At 30.3% G+C, this 25,210-nt stretch carries 25 protein-coding genes; 5 read left to right on the top strand and 20 right to left on the bottom strand.

Annotation, left to right across the window (positions count from 1 at the left end; all coding sequences use genetic code 11):
* Positions 1-41: 41 nt before the first annotated feature.
* The 9 genes from BN1865_RS05985 to BN1865_RS05950 all read right to left on the bottom strand — a co-directional run bounded on the left by BN1865_RS05985 (position 42) and on the right by BN1865_RS05950 (position 9,594).
* Positions 42-3,425 (bottom strand): bifunctional glycosyltransferase/CDP-glycerol:glycerophosphate glycerophosphotransferase, encoded by a 3,384-nt coding sequence (locus tag BN1865_RS05985; RefSeq protein WP_198527244.1) that lies wholly within the window; start codon positions 3,423-3,425, stop codon positions 42-44.
* A 48-nt stretch (positions 3,426-3,473) separates the two neighbouring features.
* Positions 3,474-3,863: a glycerol-3-phosphate cytidylyltransferase gene (gene tagD / locus BN1865_RS05980; RefSeq protein ID WP_050636345.1), complete on the bottom strand. Its 390-nt coding sequence runs from the start codon at positions 3,861-3,863 to the stop codon at positions 3,474-3,476.
* 15 nt (positions 3,864-3,878) lie between these two features.
* Complete coding sequence (locus BN1865_RS05975; protein ID WP_050636344.1) at positions 3,879-4,694, bottom strand: ABC transporter ATP-binding protein; 816 nt, start codon at positions 4,692-4,694, stop codon at positions 3,879-3,881.
* A 10-nt stretch (positions 4,695-4,704) separates the two neighbouring features.
* Positions 4,705-5,511, bottom strand: coding sequence for an ABC transporter permease (locus BN1865_RS05970; RefSeq protein ID WP_050636343.1), 807 nt, complete (start codon positions 5,509-5,511; stop codon positions 4,705-4,707).
* 117 nt (positions 5,512-5,628) lie between these two features.
* The gene (gene pyrE, locus BN1865_RS05965) at positions 5,629-6,261 is read right to left on the bottom strand and encodes an orotate phosphoribosyltransferase (protein WP_050636342.1); all 633 of its coding nucleotides are present in this window, start codon (positions 6,259-6,261) and stop codon (positions 5,629-5,631) included.
* 4 nt (positions 6,262-6,265) lie between these two features.
* Positions 6,266-6,976, bottom strand: coding sequence for an orotidine-5'-phosphate decarboxylase (pyrF, locus tag BN1865_RS05960; protein WP_050636341.1), 711 nt, complete (start codon positions 6,974-6,976; stop codon positions 6,266-6,268).
* Positions 6,977-7,058: 82 nt separating this feature from the next.
* Positions 7,059-7,220, bottom strand: a complete 162-nt coding sequence (locus tag BN1865_RS17920; protein WP_255351756.1) for a GtrA family protein — start codon at positions 7,218-7,220, stop codon at positions 7,059-7,061.
* 142 nt (positions 7,221-7,362) lie between these two features.
* Positions 7,363-8,337, bottom strand: coding sequence for a glycosyltransferase family 2 protein (locus BN1865_RS05955; RefSeq protein WP_050636340.1), 975 nt, complete (start codon positions 8,335-8,337; stop codon positions 7,363-7,365).
* 237 nt (positions 8,338-8,574) lie between these two features.
* Positions 8,575-9,594, bottom strand: a complete 1,020-nt coding sequence (locus tag BN1865_RS05950; RefSeq protein ID WP_050636339.1) for an SGNH/GDSL hydrolase family protein — start codon at positions 9,592-9,594, stop codon at positions 8,575-8,577.
* A gap of 137 nt (positions 9,595-9,731) precedes the next feature.
* Between BN1865_RS05950 and BN1865_RS05945 the strand changes: the two genes are divergently transcribed.
* Positions 9,732-11,321: a putative polysaccharide biosynthesis protein gene (locus tag BN1865_RS05945; RefSeq protein WP_050636338.1), complete on the top strand. Its 1,590-nt coding sequence runs from the start codon at positions 9,732-9,734 to the stop codon at positions 11,319-11,321.
* Between the two features lie 38 nt (positions 11,322-11,359).
* Positions 11,360-12,043, top strand: a complete 684-nt coding sequence (locus BN1865_RS05940; protein ID WP_050636337.1) for a dihydrofolate reductase family protein — start codon at positions 11,360-11,362, stop codon at positions 12,041-12,043.
* 135 nt (positions 12,044-12,178) lie between these two features.
* On the opposite strand, the gene BN1865_RS05935 is transcribed toward BN1865_RS05940, so the two are convergent.
* The 3 genes from BN1865_RS05935 to BN1865_RS05925 are packed head-to-tail and all read right to left on the bottom strand — an operon-like array spanning position 12,179 to position 13,923.
* On the bottom strand, positions 12,179-13,111 hold the full coding sequence (locus tag BN1865_RS05935) for a magnesium transporter CorA family protein (RefSeq protein ID WP_050636336.1): 933 nt from the start codon (positions 13,109-13,111) through the stop codon (positions 12,179-12,181).
* A gap of 36 nt (positions 13,112-13,147) precedes the next feature.
* Positions 13,148-13,369: an acyl carrier protein gene (locus BN1865_RS05930; RefSeq protein WP_050636335.1), complete on the bottom strand. Its 222-nt coding sequence runs from the start codon at positions 13,367-13,369 to the stop codon at positions 13,148-13,150.
* Between the two features lie 53 nt (positions 13,370-13,422).
* A complete protein-coding gene (locus BN1865_RS05925) occupies positions 13,423-13,923 on the bottom strand; it encodes a DMP19 family protein (RefSeq protein WP_050636334.1) in 501 nt (166 codons plus the stop codon).
* Positions 13,924-14,270: 347 nt separating this feature from the next.
* Here BN1865_RS05925 and BN1865_RS05920 point away from each other — a divergent pair, with 347 nt between their 5' ends.
* Positions 14,271-15,827, top strand: a complete 1,557-nt coding sequence (locus BN1865_RS05920; protein WP_232780341.1) for an MBOAT family O-acyltransferase — start codon at positions 14,271-14,273, stop codon at positions 15,825-15,827.
* 9 nt (positions 15,828-15,836) lie between these two features.
* A complete protein-coding gene (locus tag BN1865_RS05915) occupies positions 15,837-16,901 on the top strand; it encodes a hypothetical protein (RefSeq protein ID WP_050636333.1) in 1,065 nt (354 codons plus the stop codon).
* Between the two features lie 153 nt (positions 16,902-17,054).
* Here the strand turns inward: BN1865_RS05915 and BN1865_RS05910 are convergent, their stop codons facing one another.
* On the bottom strand, positions 17,055-17,822 hold the full coding sequence (locus BN1865_RS05910; protein WP_050636332.1) for a GNAT family N-acetyltransferase: 768 nt from the start codon (positions 17,820-17,822) through the stop codon (positions 17,055-17,057).
* A 138-nt stretch (positions 17,823-17,960) separates the two neighbouring features.
* Between BN1865_RS05910 and BN1865_RS05905 the strand changes: the two genes are divergently transcribed.
* A complete protein-coding gene (locus BN1865_RS05905; protein WP_050636331.1) occupies positions 17,961-18,926 on the top strand; it encodes a biotin--[acetyl-CoA-carboxylase] ligase in 966 nt (321 codons plus the stop codon).
* Here BN1865_RS05905 and fabZ read toward each other — a convergent pair.
* Genes fabZ through BN1865_RS05870 form a run of 7 tightly spaced genes read right to left on the bottom strand, consistent with a single transcriptional unit; the run spans position 18,904 to position 25,210 of the window.
* Positions 18,904-19,335: a 3-hydroxyacyl-ACP dehydratase FabZ gene (gene fabZ / locus BN1865_RS05900; RefSeq protein WP_050636330.1), complete on the bottom strand. Its 432-nt coding sequence runs from the start codon at positions 19,333-19,335 to the stop codon at positions 18,904-18,906. The two genes, BN1865_RS05905 and fabZ, sit on opposite strands and share 23 nt — an antisense overlap.
* A 2-nt stretch (positions 19,336-19,337) precedes the next feature.
* Entirely contained in the window at positions 19,338-20,579 is a 1,242-nt protein-coding gene (gene fabF, locus BN1865_RS05895; protein ID WP_445082204.1) for a beta-ketoacyl-ACP synthase II, read from the bottom strand.
* An 11-nt stretch (positions 20,580-20,590) separates the two neighbouring features.
* The gene (gene fabG, locus BN1865_RS05890; protein WP_050636328.1) at positions 20,591-21,325 is read right to left on the bottom strand and encodes a 3-oxoacyl-[acyl-carrier-protein] reductase; all 735 of its coding nucleotides are present in this window, start codon (positions 21,323-21,325) and stop codon (positions 20,591-20,593) included.
* Positions 21,318-22,232, bottom strand: coding sequence for an ACP S-malonyltransferase (gene fabD / locus BN1865_RS05885; protein WP_050636327.1), 915 nt, complete (start codon positions 22,230-22,232; stop codon positions 21,318-21,320). The genes fabG and fabD overlap by 8 nt, the downstream gene beginning before the upstream one ends.
* Positions 22,229-23,293 (bottom strand): NAD(P)H-dependent flavin oxidoreductase, encoded by a 1,065-nt coding sequence (locus BN1865_RS05880; RefSeq protein WP_050636326.1) that lies wholly within the window; start codon positions 23,291-23,293, stop codon positions 22,229-22,231. The genes fabD and BN1865_RS05880 overlap by 4 nt, the downstream gene beginning before the upstream one ends.
* On the bottom strand, positions 23,290-24,234 hold the full coding sequence (fabK, locus tag BN1865_RS05875) for an enoyl-[acyl-carrier-protein] reductase FabK (protein WP_050636757.1): 945 nt from the start codon (positions 24,232-24,234) through the stop codon (positions 23,290-23,292). Before fabK ends, BN1865_RS05880 begins: the two co-directional genes overlap by 4 nt.
* Positions 24,221-25,210: a beta-ketoacyl-ACP synthase III gene (locus tag BN1865_RS05870; RefSeq protein WP_050636325.1), complete on the bottom strand. Its 990-nt coding sequence runs from the start codon at positions 25,208-25,210 to the stop codon at positions 24,221-24,223. Before BN1865_RS05870 ends, fabK begins: the two co-directional genes overlap by 14 nt.

Here is a 25,210-nt window from a genome sequence, read left to right as displayed (position 1 = left end):
ATTCCTCCATATGTAAATAAGTATCCTGAATATCAGGATACTTATTCTTTAAATACAATATCAAATATTTTTTGAGAAGCGTTTCCTGTTTCATACTCATTAAATTTATTTCTAAAATTTTGTAAAGCAGAATCATATTTTACGCTCACCTCTTTAACATTGATTATAGCTTCCTTAACATCTGCATAACTTTCTAATAATGGACCAGGTGCCTCAGATTCAAAATCAAAATTAAAACCTCTCAAATAGTCTCTATACTCTTTTAAATCATATGTAAAGAAGAAAATTGGTCTATTTAATATTGTATAATCAAACATAACTGATGAATAATCAGTTATAACAATATCAGAAACTAGATAAAGTTCCTCAACGCTACTATAAGTTGAAAAATTATATACAAAATCATTAATCATATTCTTATGAAAACCAGGATAGGCAAATGGATGTATTCTTAAAATCAAAATATATTCATCACCAAAAGCCTTTTTCATATCCTCTAAATCCAAATGCATTTCAAAATAATTTCTTTTACGCCATGTTGGAGCATACATAATGACTTTCTTATTTTCAGGTATTCCCATTTTTCTTTTTAATTGTTGAATATCATTTGGATTATTTTTTTCAAACAAAATATCATTTCGTGGATATCCAGTTCTTAAAAATTCTTTATGAAACGCATAACAACTTGCAGTTATTTCTGAAGCTTTTTCACTTTGGACAACTAAATAATTCCAGCGTGAACGACGACGTAAAAAATTCTCACGTAATATAGGATCATCCAATTCTCCTGGAACATCCAATCCTAATGTTTTTAATGGGGTACCATGCATTGTTTGAATTTCAATTTGACCATTTCGCTTCTCATATTCATCATGGAAATTAACATTATTCACAAAATATTTTCCAACTGCTAAATAATAATAATATTTTAAGCCTTTTCTTCTAACTCTTTTAGCATTTCCTAAAACCGGAATATATTTATCATTCAATAACCAAACACATTCAAATTCTGGATGATTCTTATCAATATACTCATATAAATATCGAGGATTACAATGATATTTTTCACCCCACCATCCTTCAAAAATAATACATTTTTTCTTAATTGGCAGTTTTCTCAAAACTGGATATACATATTTTTTAATAAGTCTCCTTTTACGAGGCGAATTTTCATACTTTTTCCAAAAATGTTTTACTTCCATCGATAACTGATTATCAATAATCTGAAATTTTATTTCTCTTTCATTCTCTTTAATAACATTTTTATAAACTTCTGTAGGGAAATAGAGAGCATATATAGAACTAGGTGTATCTTCTAAATAAAATAAATAATTTCCCAGCGCGATATTTTGAATTGCTTCAGGATTATGAAAATCAATGATATATTGAATTGTTATATAATCACTGTGAGTTTCCATTTTATAAGCATCAAAAGTTGTCTTATAATTATACTTTGTATTTTCAAGAACTAGTTTCAAATTCTGTATCATTTTTGGTAGATACACTTCAAATTGTACACTAGCCCCATTAATTTTAAATTTTGAAACATAGACTTGAGACGCATGCACTGAAATACGTAGATAACCATTTTTATCATTTTCAATAAAATAAATATGATTGTCTTTTTGAAAACTTATTGGTTTTAATTTTGAATGAACATGATGAGAAGAGAATTTATGATATGCATATATATAATTTGTTCCTATTGGCACATCCTTTAATGGAAAAACCGGGTGAGAATCTTTTACTGAAAATACCAACTTCTTATCATCACCTATATAATATTGATCAGACGATTCAGGAAATTGAATTACTCCATCATTAACCTCCAAATTATCTACAAAAGTTATATCTTTTGAACAAATAATTTGAAAATTACCATCATTGATTAAATGTGTTCTTACCAGCATATTATTCACATAATGTGATTGAATTAAATTACTACTGTATTCATCAGCTTTTCCTAAGAAAAATTCTTTATGTATAAATGTGTGACCATACTCTATTAAAATCAAAGTATTTCCATCTAACATATTTAATATTTGTGGATTAGTTAAATCAATTGTAATACGATAAGCACAATTATCATAATTATATTTGGTTACCTTTAAAGGTTTACGATTAAAACGATAACCTCTCTTACTTGTCAAATAATGAGATGGTTTTTTTTCTATTTTGATTTCAACTTTTTCATTTTTATCTCGACTATATAAAAAAGCCTTAACACTAAACTCATCTTGTTTCTTAAGTCTTGCTATATAAAACAAACAATCTACAAGTAATTCACTATTAATAAAATTAACTTTTTGAACTGCCTGAATCATTGGATAAAATTCCAATTCCTTTGTCATATTTTTTAAAGAAGAAGGAATATCCTTCATTGGAAAGTCCCCAATATATCCATTAGCTGTTTTTTTAATAGATAGTGATTTAAATGTTGTTTTTTGATAATCTAATAATTTTAATAATTGCGCCACATTATTTTGATGAATATAATAATATTTCATTTTATCAATTGCTCTTAATAACTCAAAAGCTTTAGGATCAATATTATCTAAATAACGATTAATTTCTTTTAAAGCAATTTTTCGGTATTCTTCACTTGCATCAACAAATTGATTAATATAAAGCTTTAAATCAACATCAAGCCATTTATAATCTTTCATTAATAACGCAGTTGGATCTGTGACATTATTTTCATAAAAATTATTAACCATATCCATTATTTTAATACGATCAGTAAAATTCTTAATGTCAGTTCTATTTTGTGTTATTGATTTACTCACACCATCACGCGTACGCCATAAATAACAAACATCCGTGATAACTCCTACCGAATTTGCTTTAAAATGAGCTGGAATAGTTACAGGGATATCTTCATAGAGTATTTTTTCAGGAAACTGAAAATGATTTTCCTGATAAAAAGAAGTTTTAAACAATTTATTCCAAGATGTTGTATCATAAACAAGATTTGGATTATCTAATATATGGGTATGCTCATAATCATCATCAAAAACCTTTTTATGCAATGGAGAATCAAATACAGATGTAGAATTGAATCTCTTTACATTTCCTATAATTATATCGTTGTTTGTCTTTACAGCCAAATTATACATTTTTTCATATGCATCTTCAGGAACAATATCATCGGAATCAAGAAAAATCAGATAATCTCCTTTAACATAAGGAATAGCATAATTACGTGCATTACCTAATCCTCCATTTTCTTTATAAAAATAATGGAAATGAGCATTATCACGTTCATACCTTTTTGCAATATCTGCAGAATGATCTAATGACCCATCATCAATCATCAAAACTTCAATATCTTTGAGAGTCTGTTTCTTCAAAGACAATAAACACTCATCTAGATATTCTTCAACATTATAAATTGGAACAACAACTGAAACCTTAATGTTACTCATAATCATTTTCCTTCCTCATATATTGACATTTTCAGTATACAAAAAAATTTATTTCAATTTCAAATCCTTTTTTATTTTTGTAGTACTTATTCCATCTGTTCTTGGAAGATAAACGACCTCACAATACTCATTTAGATAATCAAACTTACCTTCCCAATCACTTCCCATAACAAAAATATCAATGTTATGCTCCTTAATATCATTAATTTTTTGTTCCCATGAATTTTCAGGGATCACTTCATCAACATACTTTATAGCCTCAACTATGGCCATTCTTTCAGAATCAGGAATTGCACATTTCTTTCCTTTAATAGCATTAAATGCATCACTAGAAACAGCAACAACTAAATAATCACCAAGTTCTTTAGCACGTTTTAATATATTCAAATGACCAATATGAAACAAATCAAATGTTCCATAGGTAATAACTCTCTTCATTATATGCCCTCCTTTCTAACCAAATATTCTAGAAAAAAATCCTTTGTTAGCTTTAGAATTCAAAATAATTCTTTTTTCAAATTTATCATCACGTTCTTTTTTCTTTCCAGCATTATCTAATGAATTATAATAATCCACATATTCAGCATAATGATCACAAACCTCATCAATAGTGCCATATTCTTTAAGCATTCCACCTTCAATCCACATAGCTGTATCACAAAAATCTCTAACTTGAGGTAATGAATGCGAAATAAATACGATGGTTTTACCTTCATTCTTTAATTCTTTCATCTTATTTATACATTTTTGTGCAAATCCTTTATCTCCAACAGATAATGCCTCATCAACAATTAAAATATCAGGATTCAAACATAAATTAATAGAGAAACCCAAACGTGACTTCATACCACTTGAATATTTTTTTACTGGTTGATACAGAAAATCACCAATTTCAGCAAATTCAATAACACCTTCTGTAATTTCTTTAATTCTTTTTTTTGTTAGTCCCAATAAAGCACCTTTAAGTTCAATATTCTCTAATCCAGTTAATTGCTGATTCAACCCTGTATTAATGGCAATTAATGCCTGTTCACCATTAACAATCATTTCTCCTTCATCTACTTCGCTAATACCAGCTAAAATAATAGACATTGTTGATTTCCCAGAACCATTTGTTCCTAAAATACCAACAACCTCACCTTTAGGAATTTGAAAACTGATATTCTTTAAAGCATAAAATCGTTTATTACTAGAATGTTTTTTATCTTTAGATTTCAAACTATATATTTTTGAAACATTTTTGAATTCAATAGCATATTGTTTTTCCATAATATCACCTCTAAATCATATCAATAAATTTGTGTTTGAATTTATACATCATACAACTACCAAACGCAAATAAAACAAAAGTAATTACCCAAAAGGCTATCATAGAATTGTGATATGCCCATAATCCCTTATGAAAGAAAAAACAATCTCGATATCCTTGAACCACATAATAAATAGGATTCATTTTTAAAATCAATTGAGCAAAATGTGGTAATTTCGTTGGAATCGACCATAAAATTGGTGTCAAATATAATAGTAATCGCATACAAGCCAAAACAAGTTTTCTTGTATCACGTGCTAACATATTTAAAACAGATGTTGTCATTGATAATGATATTGAGAAAATAGCTGCGCAAAACATATAATAAATAAGTCCAATCCAATGAATACTTGGGTAGTATCCACCAAAAATAAAAAGAACAAATACAATTAGCATCAAGCAGACGTGATTAAACAATTCCTTTAAAATAACAGTGGCTGGTAGAATACTGACTGGAAATTTCATTTTTGTAATCACGTTTACTTTTGAAAAAATTGCATTACAACCGTTTGTAATACAAGGAGAAATGAAAAACCAGACAACCATACCACCCAACATCCAATATATATAAGGAATATGACTTACTGCCTTTTTTTCTAAGATAATTCCAAAAACAAACCAATAAGTTAATACTTGAATAATAGGGTTAGCAAAATTCCAGAACATTCCTAATTTTGAATCACGCATATCTGCAATTAATTCATATTTTGAAATAGAATAAATCCTAAATAAATTTGTAAAATTTTCATGTAAGACATATTTAATACTCTTAAACATAAATAACCTCCTTAAAATAGACAGGTCTATAGCCTCTATTGTTATACACGAAAAAGGGAATAATTGCAACTTAATTCTTATAAATTCCCTTTTTTGTCCATTCTTCTTATATACAATCTATTTATTCATCCATGATTCATCACTAGGATCTTTTTTCCAAGCTTTTAATTTTTCTAAATCACCCTTTTGTATATAATTGTTCTCCACTGCCACTTCAACAAGTGTCTCATAATTTGTCAATGTATAAAAAGAACAATCTTTAGCCTCAAAATTTATAGTTGCTTTAGGTAAGCCATATGTAAATATAGCAACCATTCCAATAACTTCACATCCAGCTTCTCTTAAAGCATCGACACACTCAAGAGAAGAACCACCTGTAGAAATCAAATCTTCTACAACAACAACTTTCATTCCTGGTTTTACTAAACCTTCAATTCGATTATTTCTACCATGAGATTTAGCTCCACCACGAACATATCCCATAGGCAAATCTAAAATATCAGCTGCTAATGCTGCATGAGCAATCCCAGCAGTTGCTGTTCCCATCAAGCATTCGCATTCAGGATAATTTTGTTTAATTAATGTAGCTAAACCTTCCTCAATATCTTTTCTTACTTTTGGATATGATAATGTTAAACGATTATCACAGTAAATAGGTGACTTAATACCTGAAGCCCAAGTAAAAGGCTCATTTGGTCTTAAAAATACTGCCTCAATATCTAATAAATCTTTTGCAATTTTTCTTTCCATCTTCTTATTCTCCTTGAAATTGTCTATAAACTTCGTGATATGTCTCAACTGGATTTTCCGCTCTTGTAATTGTTCTTCCAACAACAATATAACTTGATGTCATTTCTTTTGCCATCGCTGGTGTCGTTACACGTTTTTGATCATTGACACTATCACTTGCTAATCTTATACCAGGTGTCACAGTTAAGAAATCATCACCTAACTGTTCATGAATATTTTTTGACTCTAATGGCGAACAAACAACACCATCTAATCCAGCTGCTTTTGCATTTTGAGCCCATTTTAAAACAACATCATCTAATGCTTCATGAATTAATAATTCGTTATCTAGCACTTCCTGATCCAATGATGTTAAGCAAGTAACAGCAATGCATAATGGTCTTTTTCCATTGACTGCACCTTCATTTAATCCTTCAATTGCTGCTTTCATCATTGCAATACTTCCAGACGCATGAACATTAACCATATCAACATCCAATTTAGCCAGTTGTTTCATAGCACTTTTAACAGTATTAGGAATATCATGTAGTTTTAAATCTAAGAAAATCTGATGACCTCTCTTTTTAATAGCCTTAATCATTTCAATTCCTTCACCATAAAAAAGTTCCATTCCAACTTTTACATAAAGTTTCTCATTTTCAAACTGATCCAAAAAGTTTTCTACTTCTGCCTTTGTTTGAAAATCTAAAGCAATACAAATTCGACTTTCGCTCATAGTAACCCTCCAAGATACATTTTTCATCATTATATCATATATTCATAATAAGAATAAATAAAATCATATATTTTCATGTTATTTATTTAAAAATCATCAATTTACTAGCCACATAATTAGCAACAATCACTATTACATTAGACACACATTTCATAATCAAGCCATTAAACCCTAATATATCAACACTTATATACATAATCACTATATCCAAAACACCAGTTGCTAATCGACATCCAAAAAAGATGTCATTTCTTTCATTAAACTATATATAATTTTCAAACACATATTTTCTATTTACAAGACAAATAAATATACACCAATATTAATAATAATTCATCATTATATAAAAACAACTTTATACTTCATTAATATTCCAATTATCATATTTATTTGATGCTATTTTTATGACACTCATCTGTTGTTCTATCACTTATAATATAACGTGGCCTCTGTTTTGTTTCCATGTAAATTTTTCCAACATATTCGCCAATTACACCTAATGAAATTAATTGAATGCCACCAATAAAACATACAATAATTAATGTACTCGCCCAACCAGGTGTTACACTGCTATGGAAATAAGATATGAAGGCATAAATAATCATAGCAAAACTAAATAGTGAGATAAAGATTCCTGTAATTGTTATTATTCTAATAGGCTTAATACTTAAACTTGTAATTCCATCAAATGCAAGTGAAAGCATTTTAGATAATGGATAATGACTTTCTCCTGCTATACGTTCATGTCTTTCATAATAGACAGATGTACTTTTAAAACCTACCAATGGAATCATTCCTCTTAAAAAAATATTCACTTCTTTAAAATTACTAAACTCCTGTAAGACTTTTGAAGAAATTAATCTATAATCTGCATGATTAAAGACAACTTCAGCACCCATCCAGTTTAATAACTTATAGAACCCCTCAGCAGTTGCTCTTTTAAAAAAAGTATCTGTTTCTCTTTTACTGCGTACACCATAGACAATTTCAGCACCTGATAAATACTCATCTATCATCCTATTCATTGCATTAATATCATCCTGTCCATCACAGTCTATTGATATTGTAATATCGCAAAAATCTTTCGACTCCATCAAACCGGCTAAAACAGCATTTTGATGTCCTCTATTCCTACTTTGACATATGCCTATATAATGCTCATTTTGTGATGCCAAATCACAAATAATCTGCCATGTTTTATCCTTACTCCCATCATTTATAAACATAATTTTACTTTCAGAATGAATTTTATTTTGTTCAATAAGTTCATTGATTTTATTTAAAAATAAAGGTGCTGTTATAGGTAAAACATCTTCTTCATTGTAACAAGGTATAATTAGATATAAAATAGGTATCTCCATAACAAACTCTCCCTGATTTCTACGATTTGTCACATTATACTCTAATCTTACTTAAAATTCAAATAACTCTTTTTTAAACCCTCAAAAAAATGACTAAATAAAAATTTATTAAAAATTATCAAAATATAAATAAATTTAGTTACAGTATTAAAAGCATTGTTTTTATATTATTCTATTAAACAAAAAAGGCGTCTGACAAAGTCAGTTTAAAAAACTAATTCTGTGTCAGCAACCTCTTTATTTTTTTGGAGTTTTCTTTTTAAATGTCTTATAATCAATATTCCATTGATTATAATCACTATTATGTTGATGATTTTTAAACCCAAAATGTTTTTGAATATAATTCCCTATATATTTCGTCATTTTTTTAGCTCCAGAATAATTCAAATGATTTCCACCATCTCGTGAATCTGTATTCCAGTCAAACGCTGTTTCATATTCTTGGGTATTAAAATCTAAAAATGGTATATCATTCTTAACTGCAAAGTCGTTAACCGTATTCGATTTCACATAATTCCATGATGTCTCTGAAGGATAACATATAAAAAGGATTTGACAATGATTTTCTTTCGCTAAATCAATAATTTTTGGAAGATATTCTTTTGTATATGACGGAAAATCTTGCCTGGCATCATTTTTACTCATATATGAAAAGCCTTTTTTATTAGCAACTACTGTCGTTTGATAGTAGTATCCTTTCAGTATTTCCATGCGTTCCTGAAAGTTTTTATCAGCAGTATATGATTCATTTTTAATTTCATTCCAACGCTTACTTTTCATAAATAAAGGATAACTGTATTTCATTGCAATATAACTATAACTTTCATCATCACTCTTTTCACGATTATCAAAAAAAGCATCTGTTTCTAAAATCAATAATTTAGGTTTTTGAACTGTTAAAGCTTCTTTTAACATATAATATGACAATTTCATATTTTGTTTTGGAGCAGCGGCTACAAAAGATGTATATCCTTGTTCATTCCATAATTGAAGAGGATTAAAAGCACTATATAAATCACTGTTTCCAATGGCAAGAATATCAATATTATTAGCATCTTCTTTTTCAATTGGCGTTATATCATTTTCCTTATTTTCTATATTGCCATTTTCTACTGATTGCTTTGTATTTGATTTATTATCATTAGAAAAAATCATACTACCTATGATAAAAGCGACAGCCAGAAAACATGAACATCCTGCAATCATTAGCAATCTTTTTTTAACACTGACTTTTAATTTTAATTTACGTTTACTCATATACATACCTCTTCACTATTTCCCATGTATTGTAACAGAAAAATGTGTAAAATCTATGAAAATTAGTAGAAATTAAAAGATTTTTGATTTTATATAAATTAATGTTATAATAAACACTATAGAAAGTGAGGTCTCCTATGAATCATTCTCGTTCAATAGTAAAACAAGCATCTATTTTAGCGATTGCTGGGATTTTGGTAAGAATCATTGGTGTTCTTTATCGAAGTCCTTTAACTTCATTAATCACGACTGAAGGAATTGGCTATTATTCAACAGCCTATAATATCTATGCACTTATATTACTTATATCATCTTATAGCATTCCTACAGCTATATCAAAATTAATTTCTGAAAAACTTATTTTAAATCAGTATAATAATGCTCAAAAAATATTACGCTGTTCTTTTATATACATATGTGCAATTGGCGGAGGAGCTGCTATTGTTGCATTTTTTATTGCTCCCTTTATTGTACCTGAAAATGCAGTTGCTGCTTTAAGAGTCCTTTGCCCAACAATTTTCCTTTCAGGATTACTAGGTGTATTTAGAGGTTATTTCCAAGCACATCAAACAACATTATACACATCCGTTTCACAAATCATTGAACAAGTTTTCAATGCCATTGTTTCAGTTGGTGCTGCTTATCTATTTATCCAACCTTATTTAAGTGTTGGTGGTAGTCAATTAGCAAGCGTAGGGGCTGCTGGAAGTGCCTTAGGAACTGGTGCTGGAGTACTGATTGGTTTAATTTATATGGGACTGATGTATTTTAGACGTAAAGATAATCTCATTGTTAAAGATGAACCAGATAATCATGAAGATTCATATAAAAGTATATTTAAAATGATTTTAAATATTGTCACACCTATCATTTTCGCAACATGCATCTATAATTTAGTCACAACAATTGATATGTATATTTTCTATTTTGCTATGGGAACTGGTAAAGAAGCTATTACAATGTTTGGTGTATATTCTGGTGAATATATTGTTTTACAAAACGTTCCAGTCGCTTTAGCTTCCGCAATGTCAACAGCATCTATCCCTGCTATTTCTTCTTCTTGGGCAATTAAGAATTATCGTCAAACCAAAGAACATATCCGTTCTGGTATTCGTGTAACAATGATGGTCTTAATACCATCAGCAGTTGGAATGACCGTTTTGGCTTTCCCTATTATGGGTATCTTATTTCCTCAAGAAGATACTATTCAATTAGCAACTATGTTATTAGCTGTTGGGAGTCCAGGTGTTGTCTTTTTTGGATTATCAACACTTACAAATGGAATTCTTCAGGCCATTGGTGAAGTGAATGCTCCTTTAAAAAATGCAGCCATCGCTTTGATATGGCATTGTATTATAACTGTCTTATTATTATTTTTTACACCACTTGGACTTTATTCTTTAGTTATTGCCAATTGTTTTTATGGCTTACAGGTCTGTTTTTTAAACCAAAAATCATTACGTAAAAAAACACACTATAGACAAGAAATCAGACGTACCTATGTCCTTCCATTGGTCGCCGCATTGATTATGGGGATTGTTGCTGGTGGATGTTATTATGGATTATTTGCCCTTACAAAAAAAGTATTTATCCCACTTATCATATCTGTAATTGTTGGTGTGATTACTTATTTTGTTATTATTCTTTACATGTATGCTGAACATCCTAAAGATCTTCAAGCCATTCCTTACTTAAATAGAGTTGTTTATAAAATGAAGAAACGTTAATGAATTTCTAAAATCAGTCAATGAGAGGAAAAAAAGATATGAACGAAAGACCAATAACAACATTATTTATGCTCATGTCAGTTGATGGGAAAATTAGTACAGGTCGCTCAGATGATCTAGATGTAGATTCTGATTTTCCTAGAATAATCGGTGTTAAAGAAGGACTTCATCAATATTACGAATTAGAACAAACGACTGATCTATGGTCATTAAACTCAGGAAGAGTTCAAGCAAAGATTGGTGTTAATGAAAAAGCATTGCCTCATAAAACGCCTGTTTCATTTGTTATAATTGATAATCATCATTTAACAAAGCATGGTATAGAATATATGTGTGCACTATCTAAAGAGTTTGTACTTGTGACAAGCAATCCTCAACATCCTGCATTTCAAATTAATGAAAACAATTTACATATTATCCAACAAAAAAAGCTCAATCTCAAAGAAATGCTCTTTATTTTAAAACAGGACTATGGTTGTGAACGGATAACTATTCAAACAGGCGGAACTCTTAATGAACTATTTCTTAGAGAAAAGCTTTTTGATTATGTTGATATTGTTGTTGCTCCTATTCTTATTGGTGGTAAAGAGACTTCAACACTTATTGATGGATATTCCTTAACTTCTACAGATGAATTGGATAAATTAGGTGTTTTACACCTTGAAAAATGTCAACCTCTTGATAATTCATATATTCGCCTCACATATAAAGTCATTAACTAATGTGATATGAGTCATTACTTTTTAAAATTGAGATTAAAAAAATAAAAACATGGTGATGTTTCTGATTAGATAACATCACCTTTTTCTTTATATTTTTACATATACAATAAAATACATTATTTATTTTTGAACTTTTTAAAAGAATTTCTTTTTCTTAAATAAAATAACCAATCCAATCACCAGCAATACACTAATACCAATTACAATTGGATAACCATATTGACTTTCCAGTTCAGGCATATTTTTAAAATTCATACCATACCACCCAGCAATTAAAGTTAATGGCATAAATATCGTTGTCACAATGGTGAAGAATTGCATTGTTTTATTTAATTTATAGTCTAATTTAGACTGGTGAGCCTCGCTAGCCTGATTCAAAAGTTCTCTTAATATTTGAACATTATCTGACAAACGTTCAATACGTCTAGTGAAAATCTCAAAATAACGCATATCATCATCCTCAAAAATATGATGATGATTCATTTGTAACTCTTCACCAATAATAACAAGATTATCATAATAATTTCTTAATAATAAAAGTTCCTTACTCATTTGTCTTAATTTATTAGTAAAATAAAGTGACTCTTCTTCACTATCATGACTTTCTAATTCTTCAATTTCCTCTTGAAGTTCTTCAATATATTGATAATCCTTAGAAATCAGTTCACTTAAAAAATAATAAACAAGTCGAGTAATGGAAACCCCTCTTTCTAAAACATAATCGCTAGATGACTGGAAAACTTCCTTAATATGTCCATCTTCATCATCAATAACAACAACTAGAAATAAATTCTTAAAAATGAAAAAAGATAAAGAATCTTTTTTGATAAAGACATCTCTAGCATTAATAAGATTAATCAATCCATAATAATAATCAGTATGTGGAATAATAATATTTTGATCTAAAGAAGATGTTTCTTCACAATGTAATAAAGCTCTTTTAGTGATATGAAAATGATGATAATTTTCTTTTAATTCATCTAGTGTCATCATGGCTATATACATATGATTATTTTGAATATCTTCAATATTGACTTCTATTTTTTTATCATCTACTTGATAAATCATTTTCTCACTCCTAAACAAAAATAGAGGATATTTCCCCTATTTTTTTGAATCTATTAAATCCAATAAATCTTGAACAGTAGAAATTTTAAGTAATTCTTCATCTTGAAATTCCACACCAATTTCTTCTTCTAATTCAAATACTAAATCCACTAAATCCAAAGAATCAATCCCTAATTCTTTAAAAGAAGATTCTTTAGTTAATTCTTTTCCTTTTAATTTACTACTTAGTCTATCTTTAATCTTGTCAAAATAATCCATTATTATTCACCTCTTATCCATATTATAACTATTTTTTTCACAAATAACAACATTTACATGAATGCTTCTTTATTTGTCAAAACATATTTCAAATTCAAAGATGATAAATCATCCACGCATTCATAAAATTGATGATCAAGTTCATCCAGAAACCATGATACCTCTGAATAATCAAGACTCTCTAGTTCTTCAATTCTTGCATCACAGTCCTCAGGAACAATTCCCTCTTTAAAAATACTATTTGCTTTATCTAATATCAAAGCTGTATTCATGGCTTTAATCTCCACTAATGCTTCAACTGTTTCATTTGCAAAATTACCTGCACTATTTTCATAGTATTGATGAATACCACCATTATTCATATTTAATTCAAATGTTTGACAGAGATAAAAAACTCTTTCAATACCATTGAGTTCATTAATCAAATCACCATTCTCACACTTTTGGCAAATAATATTATATAAATCAGTAACAATATTTTCAGTATTTTGACGTGCAATGATTTTACTTGCTTGTAATGTGACGTTATCTAACACATCTTCATATGTTGCCATTTTATCTTCCCCCATTTCTTATTACTATTTTACACTTTCTTATTCCAAATGTATAGTTTATCTTTAACCTACTACTCCAAAGAATAATGTACATTATAATACATATTTATTATTCTTTTGATACTGTATAAGAAAAATGATATAATCAACAATATATTTTATCTATTTGTATATTTATACATGAAATAATGACTTTGTAAAGTATTATATGTTACTAATCATATATATTTAAATTTAACAATGGAGGATTTTATGAAAAAAATATTATATTCAATTAAAAAATATATGTATCTAAGTAATGAAATATATATAGAAAAAAATAAAACAATAAGGAGAATTATTCTATTATGATATCATTTGTATCCTTTGCATATATAGCATTTTTAATCGTTACTGCTTTATTATATTACCTTTTACCTAAAAAAATAAGATGGATAATTTTATTAATTGCAAGCTATATATACTATTTTATAGCATCACATGAATTAATTTTATTTCTTTTACTAACAACTGTTATTATATATGTAGTAGGTTATATACTCAATCGACTAAATTTATCAATAAAATCTATTTCAAAAAATATAGATAAAGATTTAAGAAAAGCCAAAAAACAAAAAATAAAAAACAAAAAACGTTATGTTGTGATAACTGGAATTATTCTTACTATCAGCAGTCTGTTATTCTTGAAATATTTTAGTTTCTTTGCTGGTAATTTTAATGCATTAGGAGATTTATTGCATTTACCTATTGATATACCTTTAAAAAAATTCATTCTACCATTGGGTATATCTTATTATACGCTTATGGCCATTAGTTATATAGTTGATATCTATCGTGGTAAATATCCAGCTTGTAGCCACATTGGTAAACTTGCTTTGTATTTATCATTCTTCCCCCAAATGTTAGAAGGTCCTATTTCTCGTTATGACGAAACTGCAGATAGGCTTTTTCGAGGAAATCGTTTTCAACTTGAAAATGTACGTTTTGCTGCTTATCTCATTTTATGGGGTGTCTTCAAAAAAATGGTCATTGCTGATCGTGCCGCTGTTTTTGTGAATGCGATTTTTGGAACTGATCATGGTGGCATTGCAGTGATATTAGCCATTGTTCTTTATACTCTACAAATTTATGCTGAATTTTCTGGAGCTATTGACATTGTTCGTGGAAGTGCATATTTATTTGGAGTATACTTGCCCCAAAATTTTCAACGTCCTTTCTTTTCAAAAAGTATAGCTGAATTTTGGAGAAGATGGCACATAACTTTAGGTTCATGGTTAAAAGACTATGTTTTTTATTCTGTATCACTTTCTAAAATGTGTGTAAATCTCAATAAATTTGTAAAAAAACATTTTAAAGGTCATTTAGGAAAATTCATTTTAACTGCATTCCCATTATTTTTTGTTTGGTTCTTTAATGGTTTTTGGCATGGTGCTACTTGGAAATATATATTTTATGGTTTATATTACTATGTCATTATGATGGCTGCTAAATTTGTTGAGCCTTGGATTATGAACCTTACAAAAAAATTCAATAAAAAATCATGGTATAATATATTTCAAATACTACGTACAACATTTCTTGTTATGATTGGTATGTTAATATTCAGAGCAAATACGCTTGGTGATGCATGGAAAATGATACTCAATATATTCCATCAACCATCTGGTGATATATTGTCATATGGACTTTTAAATATTGATTTCTATATACTCATTTTGACAACAATGATACTATTGATAACAAGCTTCATACAAGAAAAAGGATATCACCTCAAAACAATTTTAGAACACAAACCAGTTATTTTACGTTATACAATCATACTATTTATTATTGCTATGATTATTGTCTTTGGCATGTATGGAGAAGGATACAATGCTAGCGACTTCATTTATGGTGGATTTTAGGAGGAGCTTATGAAAAAAACAATGAAAGGAATTATTGCTTTTATATGCTTTATTATTGCATTAGCAATTATGATTAATGGATTATCAAAAATCTTTATACCTAAATGGAAAGAAAATGATTCTATGCAAACATATATGATGCGTGGCTTTTATGATGAAAAAAAAGATTCTATAAAAGTTTTAAATGTTGGTGATAGTGATGTCTACCGTGGTGTCTCTCCTAACATTATTTGGAATACTGCAAAAATACCTTCTTATACATTGTCTTCTAGTTCGCAACGTATGTGGCAATCATATTATTTAATAAAACACGCTCTTAATTATCAATCTCCAGAAGTTATCTTTTTAGAAGTCAATGCTTGTCGCTATGATTCTGGTCGTGAAATTGCTATGATGCATCAGTTCTTTGACAATATGTTACTCGACCAAGTCAAATGGGAAGCATTACAAGATGAAGTCTTTGAATTTACACCAAGTCAAAAATTAAACTTTCTATTCCCAATTCTAGAATTTCATTCTCGTTATAGTGAACTTACCAAAGAGGATTTCACACTTGGTCTTGGAAATTTACATTATGCTGAAAAAGGATTTGCTATGAAAACAGAAATTCAGCCTTATAAAGGTTCAATGACATATATGAAAAAGAAAAAAGACAAGAATTTTCATATAAGTGTGAAAACGAAAAAATATCTTGATATGATTGTTAAATTATGTAAAGAAAGAAATATTCGTCTTGTTTTATTTAAAACACCGGAGCCAACAAATTGGCGATTAGAACATCATGAAGCAGTAAATGAGTATGCTAAAACTCATCATTTAGACTTCCTTGATTACAATATAGGTAAACAGCTGAGTTTATTTGATATGGAAAAAGATACTATGGATAAAGGAACACATTTAAATGTTTATGGCGCTGAAAAATTATCAAAATCTTTAGCTGAATATTTACAAAACATTCTAAAAATAGAGCCTGAAACAAATCAAGAGACTATTCAGATTTTCGATAAAGATTATAAGATCTTTTTAAAAGATAAAAAAAGATATGAAGCCTTAACATCTGAAAAAGAATCATAGCATCTATAAAAAGATTCCTCTAAAATGAGGAATCTTTTTATATTCAGTAACATTTATTTATAGTTATCTTTATTAGTATGAATCATTTGAAATGAATACTTACATTAATTCGTTCATCTGAAAATATTCATTCTCATTTAAAGTAAGCATTCATCATTCAGATTTGGATTGTATAATTTCATATACTGGATACATTTTATCAAAATGATAACCTAATTTTTTAGCAAGAGCTAACGATATTTGATTGTGTGCATCCCAACTTGGATATAAATTCTTATCTAAACATTCTAAAATAAGTTTTGCTCCACAGATTGTTGCCAATCCCTGATGACGATAATCTTTATGAGTGTCAATTTCAATTTCAATTCCATCTTGATAATATATGTATGAAGAAGCTCCAGCAACAATTTCTCCATGACAAAGAATAACAACACCTAAACCATGTTTCAGATAATCTTCATAGCTAGCAAATTGTGAACATAAATCATGAAATGGTTGATAAGAAGATGAAAGTATTTGCTCATATAAATTGACATCTATCTTCTTTAACTGATAAGATGACTCTAATTGTTGAACAATATCTTCCAAATAGTTCTTATCAAATATATTCTTTTCTTTTAACAAAGCATATCTTTCTTGTCGGATAGCTTGCTTTCCATAAACTTCTTCAATTAAATTTGACCATTCTTCAGTTTGTGGGACAGCAATACAAAAATCTCTATGAATATTTTGAATGAGTTCCACATCTGGTATTCCTGCATAGAAAATAAAATCAGCAATAATAATTTGTGCAGATTTTGGATTCTCATTATGATCCACATAACACTCTCCCATACAACCCTGTAAATAAGAATAAATAAATGATTCTTGCCAACCCTCAAACAACCCAGCAACTTTCTTAGAATCCTGACACAATTCCATATATTACCCCACCTTTACTATAACTTATTATACACTATTTACAAATGTATCTCCACTTCAACATCTTCATCGCTTCTCACTCAATATGTTTTTATAATTGTTCTTTGAAACAAAAGAATTATTCGCTATAATAGAAATATGGAAAATCAAATATTAAAAATACTAACTGAATATCAAAATCAATATATTTCTGGACAAGAAATCAGTGAAAAACTACATGTCTCACGTATGACAATATCTACTTATATGAAAAGATTAAAAGAGAAAGGCTATGAAATTCAAACATCTACAAAAAAAGGATATTGTTTAACATCTAATAATGACATTATTTTTATTGATGAAATCAAAAATCAAATTCATCCTTTTTATCAAAATATTGAATATTTTGATGAAATTGATTCTACAAACCAACATATGAAACCTCATGATTATCAACAGGGAGATATCATTATTGCTGATTATCAAACAAATGGGAAAGGCAGAAATGGAAGATCTTTTTATTCACCAAAACAAAAAGGAATTTATCTCTCTTTCATGCTCAAACCAAATCTATCTCTTTATGATTCTTTAAAAATTACTGCTTGTTGTGCTGTTGCAGCAATCAAAGCGATTCAAAAAAACTATCCATTATCACCACAGATCAAATGGGTCAATGATATTATGATCAATGATTTAAAGGTTGCAGGTATCCTCTGTGAAGCAACATTAGAGATGAATACTGCACAGATAGAAACAATGGTGGTAGGTATTGGTATTAATATTCATCACTATCCAATGCCTGCTCATTTACAAAAGATTGCAGGATGTGTTGAGGATTTCTGTGAAAATCAAGTCAAACGACAAAAAATCATCATAGATTTTTTAAATTTCTTCTATGATGATTATACAAATCTATCCAGTTTATCTTTTCTAGATGATTATCGTCGTTATTCATATGTCCTACATCAAAATATCACTGTCTACGAAAATAATACATCTTATCCTGCTTATGTCTCATCTATAAATGATGATGCAAGTTTAACCATTCTGGTGAATGGTCAAGAAAAGATTTTACAATCTGGTGAAGTCAGTATTCGTAAAACTAATCACCAACAGCACACATGATTTCACCAACAACAGCAACTTGATCTTCAACTTTAGCTTCAATGGCGGCAAAATAAATTCCGCCTTTTTCTTTTGTCAAAGTCACTTTCATGGTTAAAACATCACCAGGAATCACTTGCTTTTTAAATCTGGCTTTATTAATTCCAGCAAAATATCCAATCTTTCCTTTATTTTCTTCTTTAGAAAGAAGTAAAACACAACCTGTTTGAGCAAGTGCTTCAATAATTAAGACACCAGGCATCACATGTTTATCTGGAAAATGTCCCAAGAACTGCATTTCATTAGCAGTGACACATTTTCTCCCAATAATTGTTTTTCCATCTTCACTTATACTTTCAATACAATCAACCAATAAGAAAGGATAACGATGAGGAATGATTTTTTGAATATCATTTGAATTATATAACATGATTAATCCTCCCACTTCTTAAATATCAATGAAGCATTATGTCCACCAAATCCTAAAGAATTATTCATTGCATAATGAATATCTTTTTTTCTGCTCTCATTAGCAACAATATCTAAATCACATTCTTCATCCTGATTTTGATAATGAATCGTTGCAGGAATATAACCCTCTTCAAGAGCTTTTAAACAAATGACTGATTCTAATGCCCCACTTGCTCCTAACAAATGTCCTGTATACGATTTTGTTGAAGACATTGCTAATTGATATGCATATTGTTGAAAAGCATATTTTACAGCTGCTGTCTCTGTTTTATCATTTAAAGGTGTACTTGTTCCATGGGCGTTAATATAATCAATATCTGATGGCTGAAGATGAGCATCAGCTAATGCATTTTTCATTGCTTTTCCACCACCACTACCATCAGAGAGTGGAGCTGTAATATGATACGCATCGCAAGTTGCTCCATAGCCAACAATTTCACCATAAATCTTTGCCCCACGAGACAATGCATGTTCTAAATCTTCTAAAACCAATACCGCGGCTCCTTCACCCATGACAAAGCCACTTCTGTCTTTATCAAAAGGAATCGATGCATGATCTTTGTCAGTTCCAGTGTGTAAAGCTTTCATAGCCGCAAATCCAGCAACTGATAATGGTGTAATAGAGGCTTCACTACCTCCAGCAACCATAATATCCTCATAGCCATCTCTAATTTTATGAAAAGCTTCCCCTATCGCATTTGTTCCAGCAGCACAAGCAGTAACAACTGATGAGACATGTCCATTTGCGCCTAAATCAATTGCTACACTTCCTGCTGCTAAATTAATTAAAGTCATTGGTATAAAGTAAGGTGAAACTTTTGATGGACCACGATTTAATAAAGATTGTTCTGCTTTTTCAATAGATTCAACACCACCAATACCTGAACCAATTATCACTCCTAAACGATCCTTATTAATTTGTTCTAAATTTAAATTAGCATCTTCAATGGCCTGTTTTGTAACAATTCTTGCAAATTGGGTAAAACGATCATTGAATTTCAATTCTCGTTTTGTAAAATATTGTTCCATATCTAAACCTTTGACTTCACCAGCTAATTTTACTTTATAATCACTCGTATCAAAATGCGTAATTTCATCAATTCCACAAACTTGATTCTGAATCCCATTCCAAGTTTCTTCCACTGTATTTCCAATTGGAGACAAGGCTCCCATACCAGTAATGACAACTCTCTTTTTCATCATTCTTCCTCCCTCTACATGACCATTCCGCCATCAACATTAATGACTTGACCTGTCACATATTTTGCCTGATCGCTTGCTAAAAAATAAGCCATATTTGCAACATCTTGAGCTTCTCCTAAAGTATTTAAAGGAATTGCCTGTAAAATATTTTCTTTTGTCTTATCATCTAAAATATCTGTCATATCTGTAGCAATAAAACCAGGAGCAATTGCATTGACACGAATATGACGTGGAGCCAATTCTTTTGCAACAGATTTTGTTAAACCAATAATCCCAGCTTTACTCGCTGCATAATTTGCTTGCCCAGCATTGCCGATTTCACCAATGACACTTGCCATATTAATAATCACGCCAGCACGTTGTTTCATCATAATACGTGTAACTGCTTTAATCGCATGAAAAGTGCCTTTCAGATTGACATCAATGACATCCATAAATGTATCAGAATTCATTTTTAATAACAGTTGATCCTTTGTAATCCCTGAATTATTTACTAATACATCAATCTGACCATAATTATCAATAGCCGTCTTCATCAAACGTTCCATATCTTCATAACAAGAAACATCACCTTGACAAAGTAATGCATCAACTCCTAATGCCATACATTCCAATCTCACCTGATTGGCTTTTTCTTCACTTCCACGATAATTAATAACAATATTGTATCCTTCTGTAGCAAATTTCAAAGCAATTGCTTTCCCAATTCCTCGACTTGCACCAGTAATCACTGCAACTTTATTCATCTTTTAATGCTCCTAACATTTTATTTAAACTTTCAACATTATCCACACTATAAACAGGGATTGGTTTATCTGTTTTTTTAACAAACGAACTTAATGCTTTACCTGGTCCAATTTCAACAAAGACATCAACCCCTTGTTCAATCATATATTGTAATGACTGATAGAAATAAACACTTGATTTGATTTGTTTTGTTAATATATCAGTCAAATCACCATCTTCTTCTTTACCAGATATATTATAAACAACTGGTAACTCAGGTTTTTGAATAGAATATTTTTCTAATTCAGCTTTTAATTTTAATGATGCTTCCTCTAATAAAGGTGAATGAAATGCTCCTGATACATTTAAAGGAATCACACGTTTTGCTCCAGCAGCTTTTAATTTTTCACTCGCTAAAGCAACAGCTTCTTTTTTCCCTGTAATTGCAATTTGTCCAGGACAATTATAATTGGCAATTGTCACATCCGCAATCTCTTCAATGACTTCTTGAATCTTATGAGCATCCATAGCAAGAACAGCAGCCATTGACGTTGTTCCTGCAGGTAAAGCTTCACTCATTAATTGACCTCTCGTACGAACAATGTGAATGGCATCATGAATTGAAAAAGCATTTGCATAAGCCAACGCAGAATATTCTCCTAAAGACAATCCAGCCACATAATCAGGCTTAATTCCATGTGCTTCAACGACTTTTGCAATGGCAAGAGATGTTGTTAAAATACATGGTTGTGCATAAGCTGTTTCATTTAAAATATCAGCTGGTCCCTCAAAACAAATTTTCTTCACATCAATATCGATATCTGCTTGATCATATACATCCTTAGCAACTTGAAAGTTTTCATAGAACTCTTGCCCCATTCCTACATACTGAGCACCTTGACCAGCAAAAATAAATCCTATCTTCATTGATTTTCCTCCATTTCTTCCATATACTCCTTAATTAATTCATCCACATGTTTCATACCTGTTATTTTAGCTGCCTGTGTTCCAACAAAAACCAGACCATTATTGACATTACCTTTCACACTTTGAATCAATGCTTCACTAATACAATAAGGTGTATCTTCTGGCGTACAAGGAATCATACAATGCAAACAATTTTGCATATGAATATTTCCTCTTTCTCTTGTTTTTTTCACAAATTCATTAACAATTGCTCGTCCTGGAAATCCTGTTGGACTTTTAACAATTTCAATATCTTCAGCTTTGGCATTAATCACCATATCTTTAAATTCAGTAGCCGCATCGCATTCATATGTGGCAATAAATGGAGTTGCAATTTGAACACCACTTGCGCCCAATTTCATAAACTCTGCGATTTTTTTACCCGAATCAATTCCACCAGCCACAAAAACAGGAATTGTTTTTTGAAATTTTTCTTGAAAAGGTTGTAATTCTTTTTTGACATCAGCTAATATATCTGCTAATTTTTGACAAGTTCCAGCCAATAAGTCTTCTTTTTTAAAACCTAAATGTCCACCAGCTTCACTACCTTCAACCACTACAAAATCAGGTGTATATTGATAACGTTTATCCCATACTTTTGCAATCAGTCTGGCAGCTTTTCCACTTGAAACAATCGGAGCTAAAAGTGTTTTCCCTTTCGCTATTCTAGGTAAATCAAGAGGTAATCCAGCACCTGAAATAATAGCATCACAACCACCTTCTATCGAAGCCTTAACCATTTCTTCATAGCCTTGTCCAGCCACCATAATATTAACGCCAATTAATCCATGTCCATCAGCAATTTCCTTTGCTTTTTTAATATGATATTTGATAGCTTCACAATTGGTTGCGATAGGATTTTTTCTAAAACCCTCAAACTGATACCCTGGATGTGCAGCACTGATCACACCCATTCCTCCACACTTAGCAACATGTCCAGCAAGTGAAGATAAAGAAACACCGACTCCCATACCGCCTTGAATTAAAGGTATATCTAAATATTTATCTTGGATTTGAATCATGATAATTCCTCCATGATGTGATTGAACTGAGAATAAACATCTTTTAAAGAACTCATCAAATCATCAAGAATCTGTTGCATTGGTTGTTTCTTTTGAATCATACCAGCAATTTGTCCCATCATGACAGAACCCGTTTTCATATCACCATCTTGAACAGCTTTTCTTAAACCACCAAGTGTTAATTTTTCAAGTTCTTCTCGACTTTCAAATTGTCCTTCTAACTTTAAGTATTCTCGTGCCATTTGATTTTTCAAAATACGGACTGGTGTATTTACGCTTTTTCCAGTAACAACTGTATCTGTATCACGTGCTTTAATGACTGCATCTTTGTAGTTCTCATGAATTGGACATTCATCAGCAACTAATAAACATGTTCCAACCTGAACACCACATGCACCTAATGCAAAAGCAGCCATCATTCCACGCCCGTCTCCAATTCCACCAGCTGCAATAACAGGAATATTCACTGCATCAACAACTTGAGGAAGTAAAGCCATCGTTGTCATTTCACCAACATGTCCGCCTGATTCACCGCCTTCGACAATCAAAGCATCGGCTCCTGCTCTTTCCATACGTTTTGCTAATCCCACACTTGGTACAACAGGGAAAACTTTAATGCCAGCCTCTTTAAACTGAGTCATATATGCACCTGGATTCCCAGCCCCAGTCGTTACAACCAAAACGCCTTCTTCACAAATCACATCCACAATTTCTTTGGCATATGGATTCATCAACATAACATTGACACCAAATGGCTTATTCGTTAATTGTTTACATTTTTGGATTTCTTCACGTGTTTGCTCAGGGTTCATTGAACCAGTTGCAATAATACCTAGTCCTCCACAATTTGATACACAGGCTGCAAACTGAGCTGTTGCTATATTTGCCATTGCCCCTTGAATAATGGGATATTTTATATTTAATAATTTATTTAACACAATCTTCTCCTCCTCTTTTATCAATCAATGTTGCTCCATATGTCAAACCAGAACCAAAGCCAACCAAAATAATTCGTTTTTGTTCATCAATAAGTCCCTGTTCAAAAGCTTGAGCATAAGCAATTGGAATACTTGCTGCTGAAGTATTTCCAAATTCCTGTAAATTCATATAGAACTTTGAAAGATCAACTTTCATTCTTTTGGCAACATGATTAATAATGCGATAGTTGGCTTGATGAGGAATAATCAAGTCAATATCTTCAATCGTTAAATGTGCTTGATTTAAAACATTTTCAATAGATTCTTTTAAAACACGAACAGCAAATCTAAAAACATCATTTCCCTGCATTGTTAAAAATTGTTCAACTGGTGCCAGATTTTGTAAATCCTTTATTAAATTTAACCCCTCAGCTTTTAAAACCCCTAATAAATCGCCTTCACTATTTGCATAATGATATAAATTCCTTGTTCCTGCTGTTAAAATCATCGCACCTGCTCCATCCCCAAAAAGAACACATGTTCCTCGATCATTCCAGTTAATCATCTTACTTAATGTTTCACTACCAATAATTAATATATTTTTATAACGATTCAATAAATCACTTGCTAATTGAAAAGCATATAAAAACCCACTGCATGCTGCATTGATATCAAAAGCAAATACAGGAAGATCATTTAAACCCAATTTTGCCTGAACAATACAAGCAGTTGATGGTGTTAAACAATCAGGTGTCATTGTTGCAACAATAATTGCCTGAATATCAGTTTTTTCTATTTTAGCATTCTCAATAGCCTGCACTGCTGCTCTTAAGGCAAGATCACTGGTATTTTCATCAATTGTAACATAGCGTGATGTGATACCTGTTCTTTGGACAATCCATTCATGACTTGTTTCTACTCGTTTTTCTAAATCATAATTCGTGATTTTTTGTTGTGCTTTGGCAAGTCCACATCCTAAAATTTTTACTGTATTATTCAT

It is taken from the genome of Candidatus Stoquefichus sp. SB1 (assembly GCF_001244545.1).
Classification (GTDB): Bacteria; Bacillota_I; Bacilli_A; order Erysipelotrichales; family Coprobacillaceae; genus Stoquefichus.
This window is presented reverse-complemented; position numbering and strand designations above follow the sequence as displayed.

What these genes read in the sequence shown, in the direction of transcription:
- BN1865_RS05985 (WP_198527244.1), bottom strand. Translation starts at nt 3,425, where the DNA reads ATGAGTAACATTAAGGTTTCAGTTGTTGTTCCAATTTATAATGTTGAA.
- tagD (WP_050636345.1), bottom strand. Translation starts at nt 3,863, where the DNA reads ATGAAGAGAGTTATTACCTATGGAACATTTGATTTGTTTCATATTGGT.
- BN1865_RS05975 (WP_050636344.1), bottom strand. Translation starts at nt 4,694, where the DNA reads ATGGAAAAACAATATGCTATTGAATTCAAAAATGTTTCAAAAATATAT.
- BN1865_RS05970 (WP_050636343.1), bottom strand. Translation starts at nt 5,511, where the DNA reads ATGTTTAAGAGTATTAAATATGTCTTACATGAAAATTTTACAAATTTA.
- pyrE (WP_050636342.1), bottom strand. Translation starts at nt 6,261, where the DNA reads ATGGAAAGAAAAATTGCAAAAGATTTATTAGATATTGAGGCAGTATTT.
- pyrF (WP_050636341.1), bottom strand. Translation starts at nt 6,976, where the DNA reads ATGAGCGAAAGTCGAATTTGTATTGCTTTAGATTTTCAAACAAAGGCA.
- BN1865_RS05955 (WP_050636340.1), bottom strand. Translation starts at nt 8,337, where the DNA reads ATGGAGATACCTATTTTATATCTAATTATACCTTGTTACAATGAAGAA.
- BN1865_RS05950 (WP_050636339.1), bottom strand. Translation starts at nt 9,594, where the DNA reads ATGAGTAAACGTAAATTAAAATTAAAAGTCAGTGTTAAAAAAAGATTG.
- BN1865_RS05945 (WP_050636338.1), top strand. Translation starts at nt 9,732, where the DNA reads ATGAATCATTCTCGTTCAATAGTAAAACAAGCATCTATTTTAGCGATT.
- BN1865_RS05940 (WP_050636337.1), top strand. Translation starts at nt 11,360, where the DNA reads ATGAACGAAAGACCAATAACAACATTATTTATGCTCATGTCAGTTGAT.
- BN1865_RS05935 (WP_050636336.1), bottom strand. Translation starts at nt 13,111, where the DNA reads ATGATTTATCAAGTAGATGATAAAAAAATAGAAGTCAATATTGAAGAT.
- BN1865_RS05930 (WP_050636335.1), bottom strand. Translation starts at nt 13,369, where the DNA reads ATGGATTATTTTGACAAGATTAAAGATAGACTAAGTAGTAAATTAAAA.
- BN1865_RS05925 (WP_050636334.1), bottom strand. Translation starts at nt 13,923, where the DNA reads ATGGCAACATATGAAGATGTGTTAGATAACGTCACATTACAAGCAAGT.
- BN1865_RS05920 (WP_232780341.1), top strand. Translation starts at nt 14,271, where the DNA reads ATGATATCATTTGTATCCTTTGCATATATAGCATTTTTAATCGTTACT.
- BN1865_RS05915 (WP_050636333.1), top strand. Translation starts at nt 15,837, where the DNA reads ATGAAAAAAACAATGAAAGGAATTATTGCTTTTATATGCTTTATTATT.
- BN1865_RS05910 (WP_050636332.1), bottom strand. Translation starts at nt 17,822, where the DNA reads ATGGAATTGTGTCAGGATTCTAAGAAAGTTGCTGGGTTGTTTGAGGGT.
- BN1865_RS05905 (WP_050636331.1), top strand. Translation starts at nt 17,961, where the DNA reads ATGGAAAATCAAATATTAAAAATACTAACTGAATATCAAAATCAATAT.
- fabZ (WP_050636330.1), bottom strand. Translation starts at nt 19,335, where the DNA reads ATGTTATATAATTCAAATGATATTCAAAAAATCATTCCTCATCGTTAT.
- fabF (WP_445082204.1), bottom strand. Translation starts at nt 20,579, where the DNA reads ATGATGAAAAAGAGAGTTGTCATTACTGGTATGGGAGCCTTGTCTCCA.
- fabG (WP_050636328.1), bottom strand. Translation starts at nt 21,325, where the DNA reads ATGAATAAAGTTGCAGTGATTACTGGTGCAAGTCGAGGAATTGGGAAA.
- fabD (WP_050636327.1), bottom strand. Translation starts at nt 22,232, where the DNA reads ATGAAGATAGGATTTATTTTTGCTGGTCAAGGTGCTCAGTATGTAGGA.
- BN1865_RS05880 (WP_050636326.1), bottom strand. Translation starts at nt 23,293, where the DNA reads ATGATTCAAATCCAAGATAAATATTTAGATATACCTTTAATTCAAGGC.
- BN1865_RS05870 (WP_050636325.1), bottom strand. Translation starts at nt 25,210, where the DNA reads ATGAATAATACAGTAAAAATTTTAGGATGTGGACTTGCCAAAGCACAA.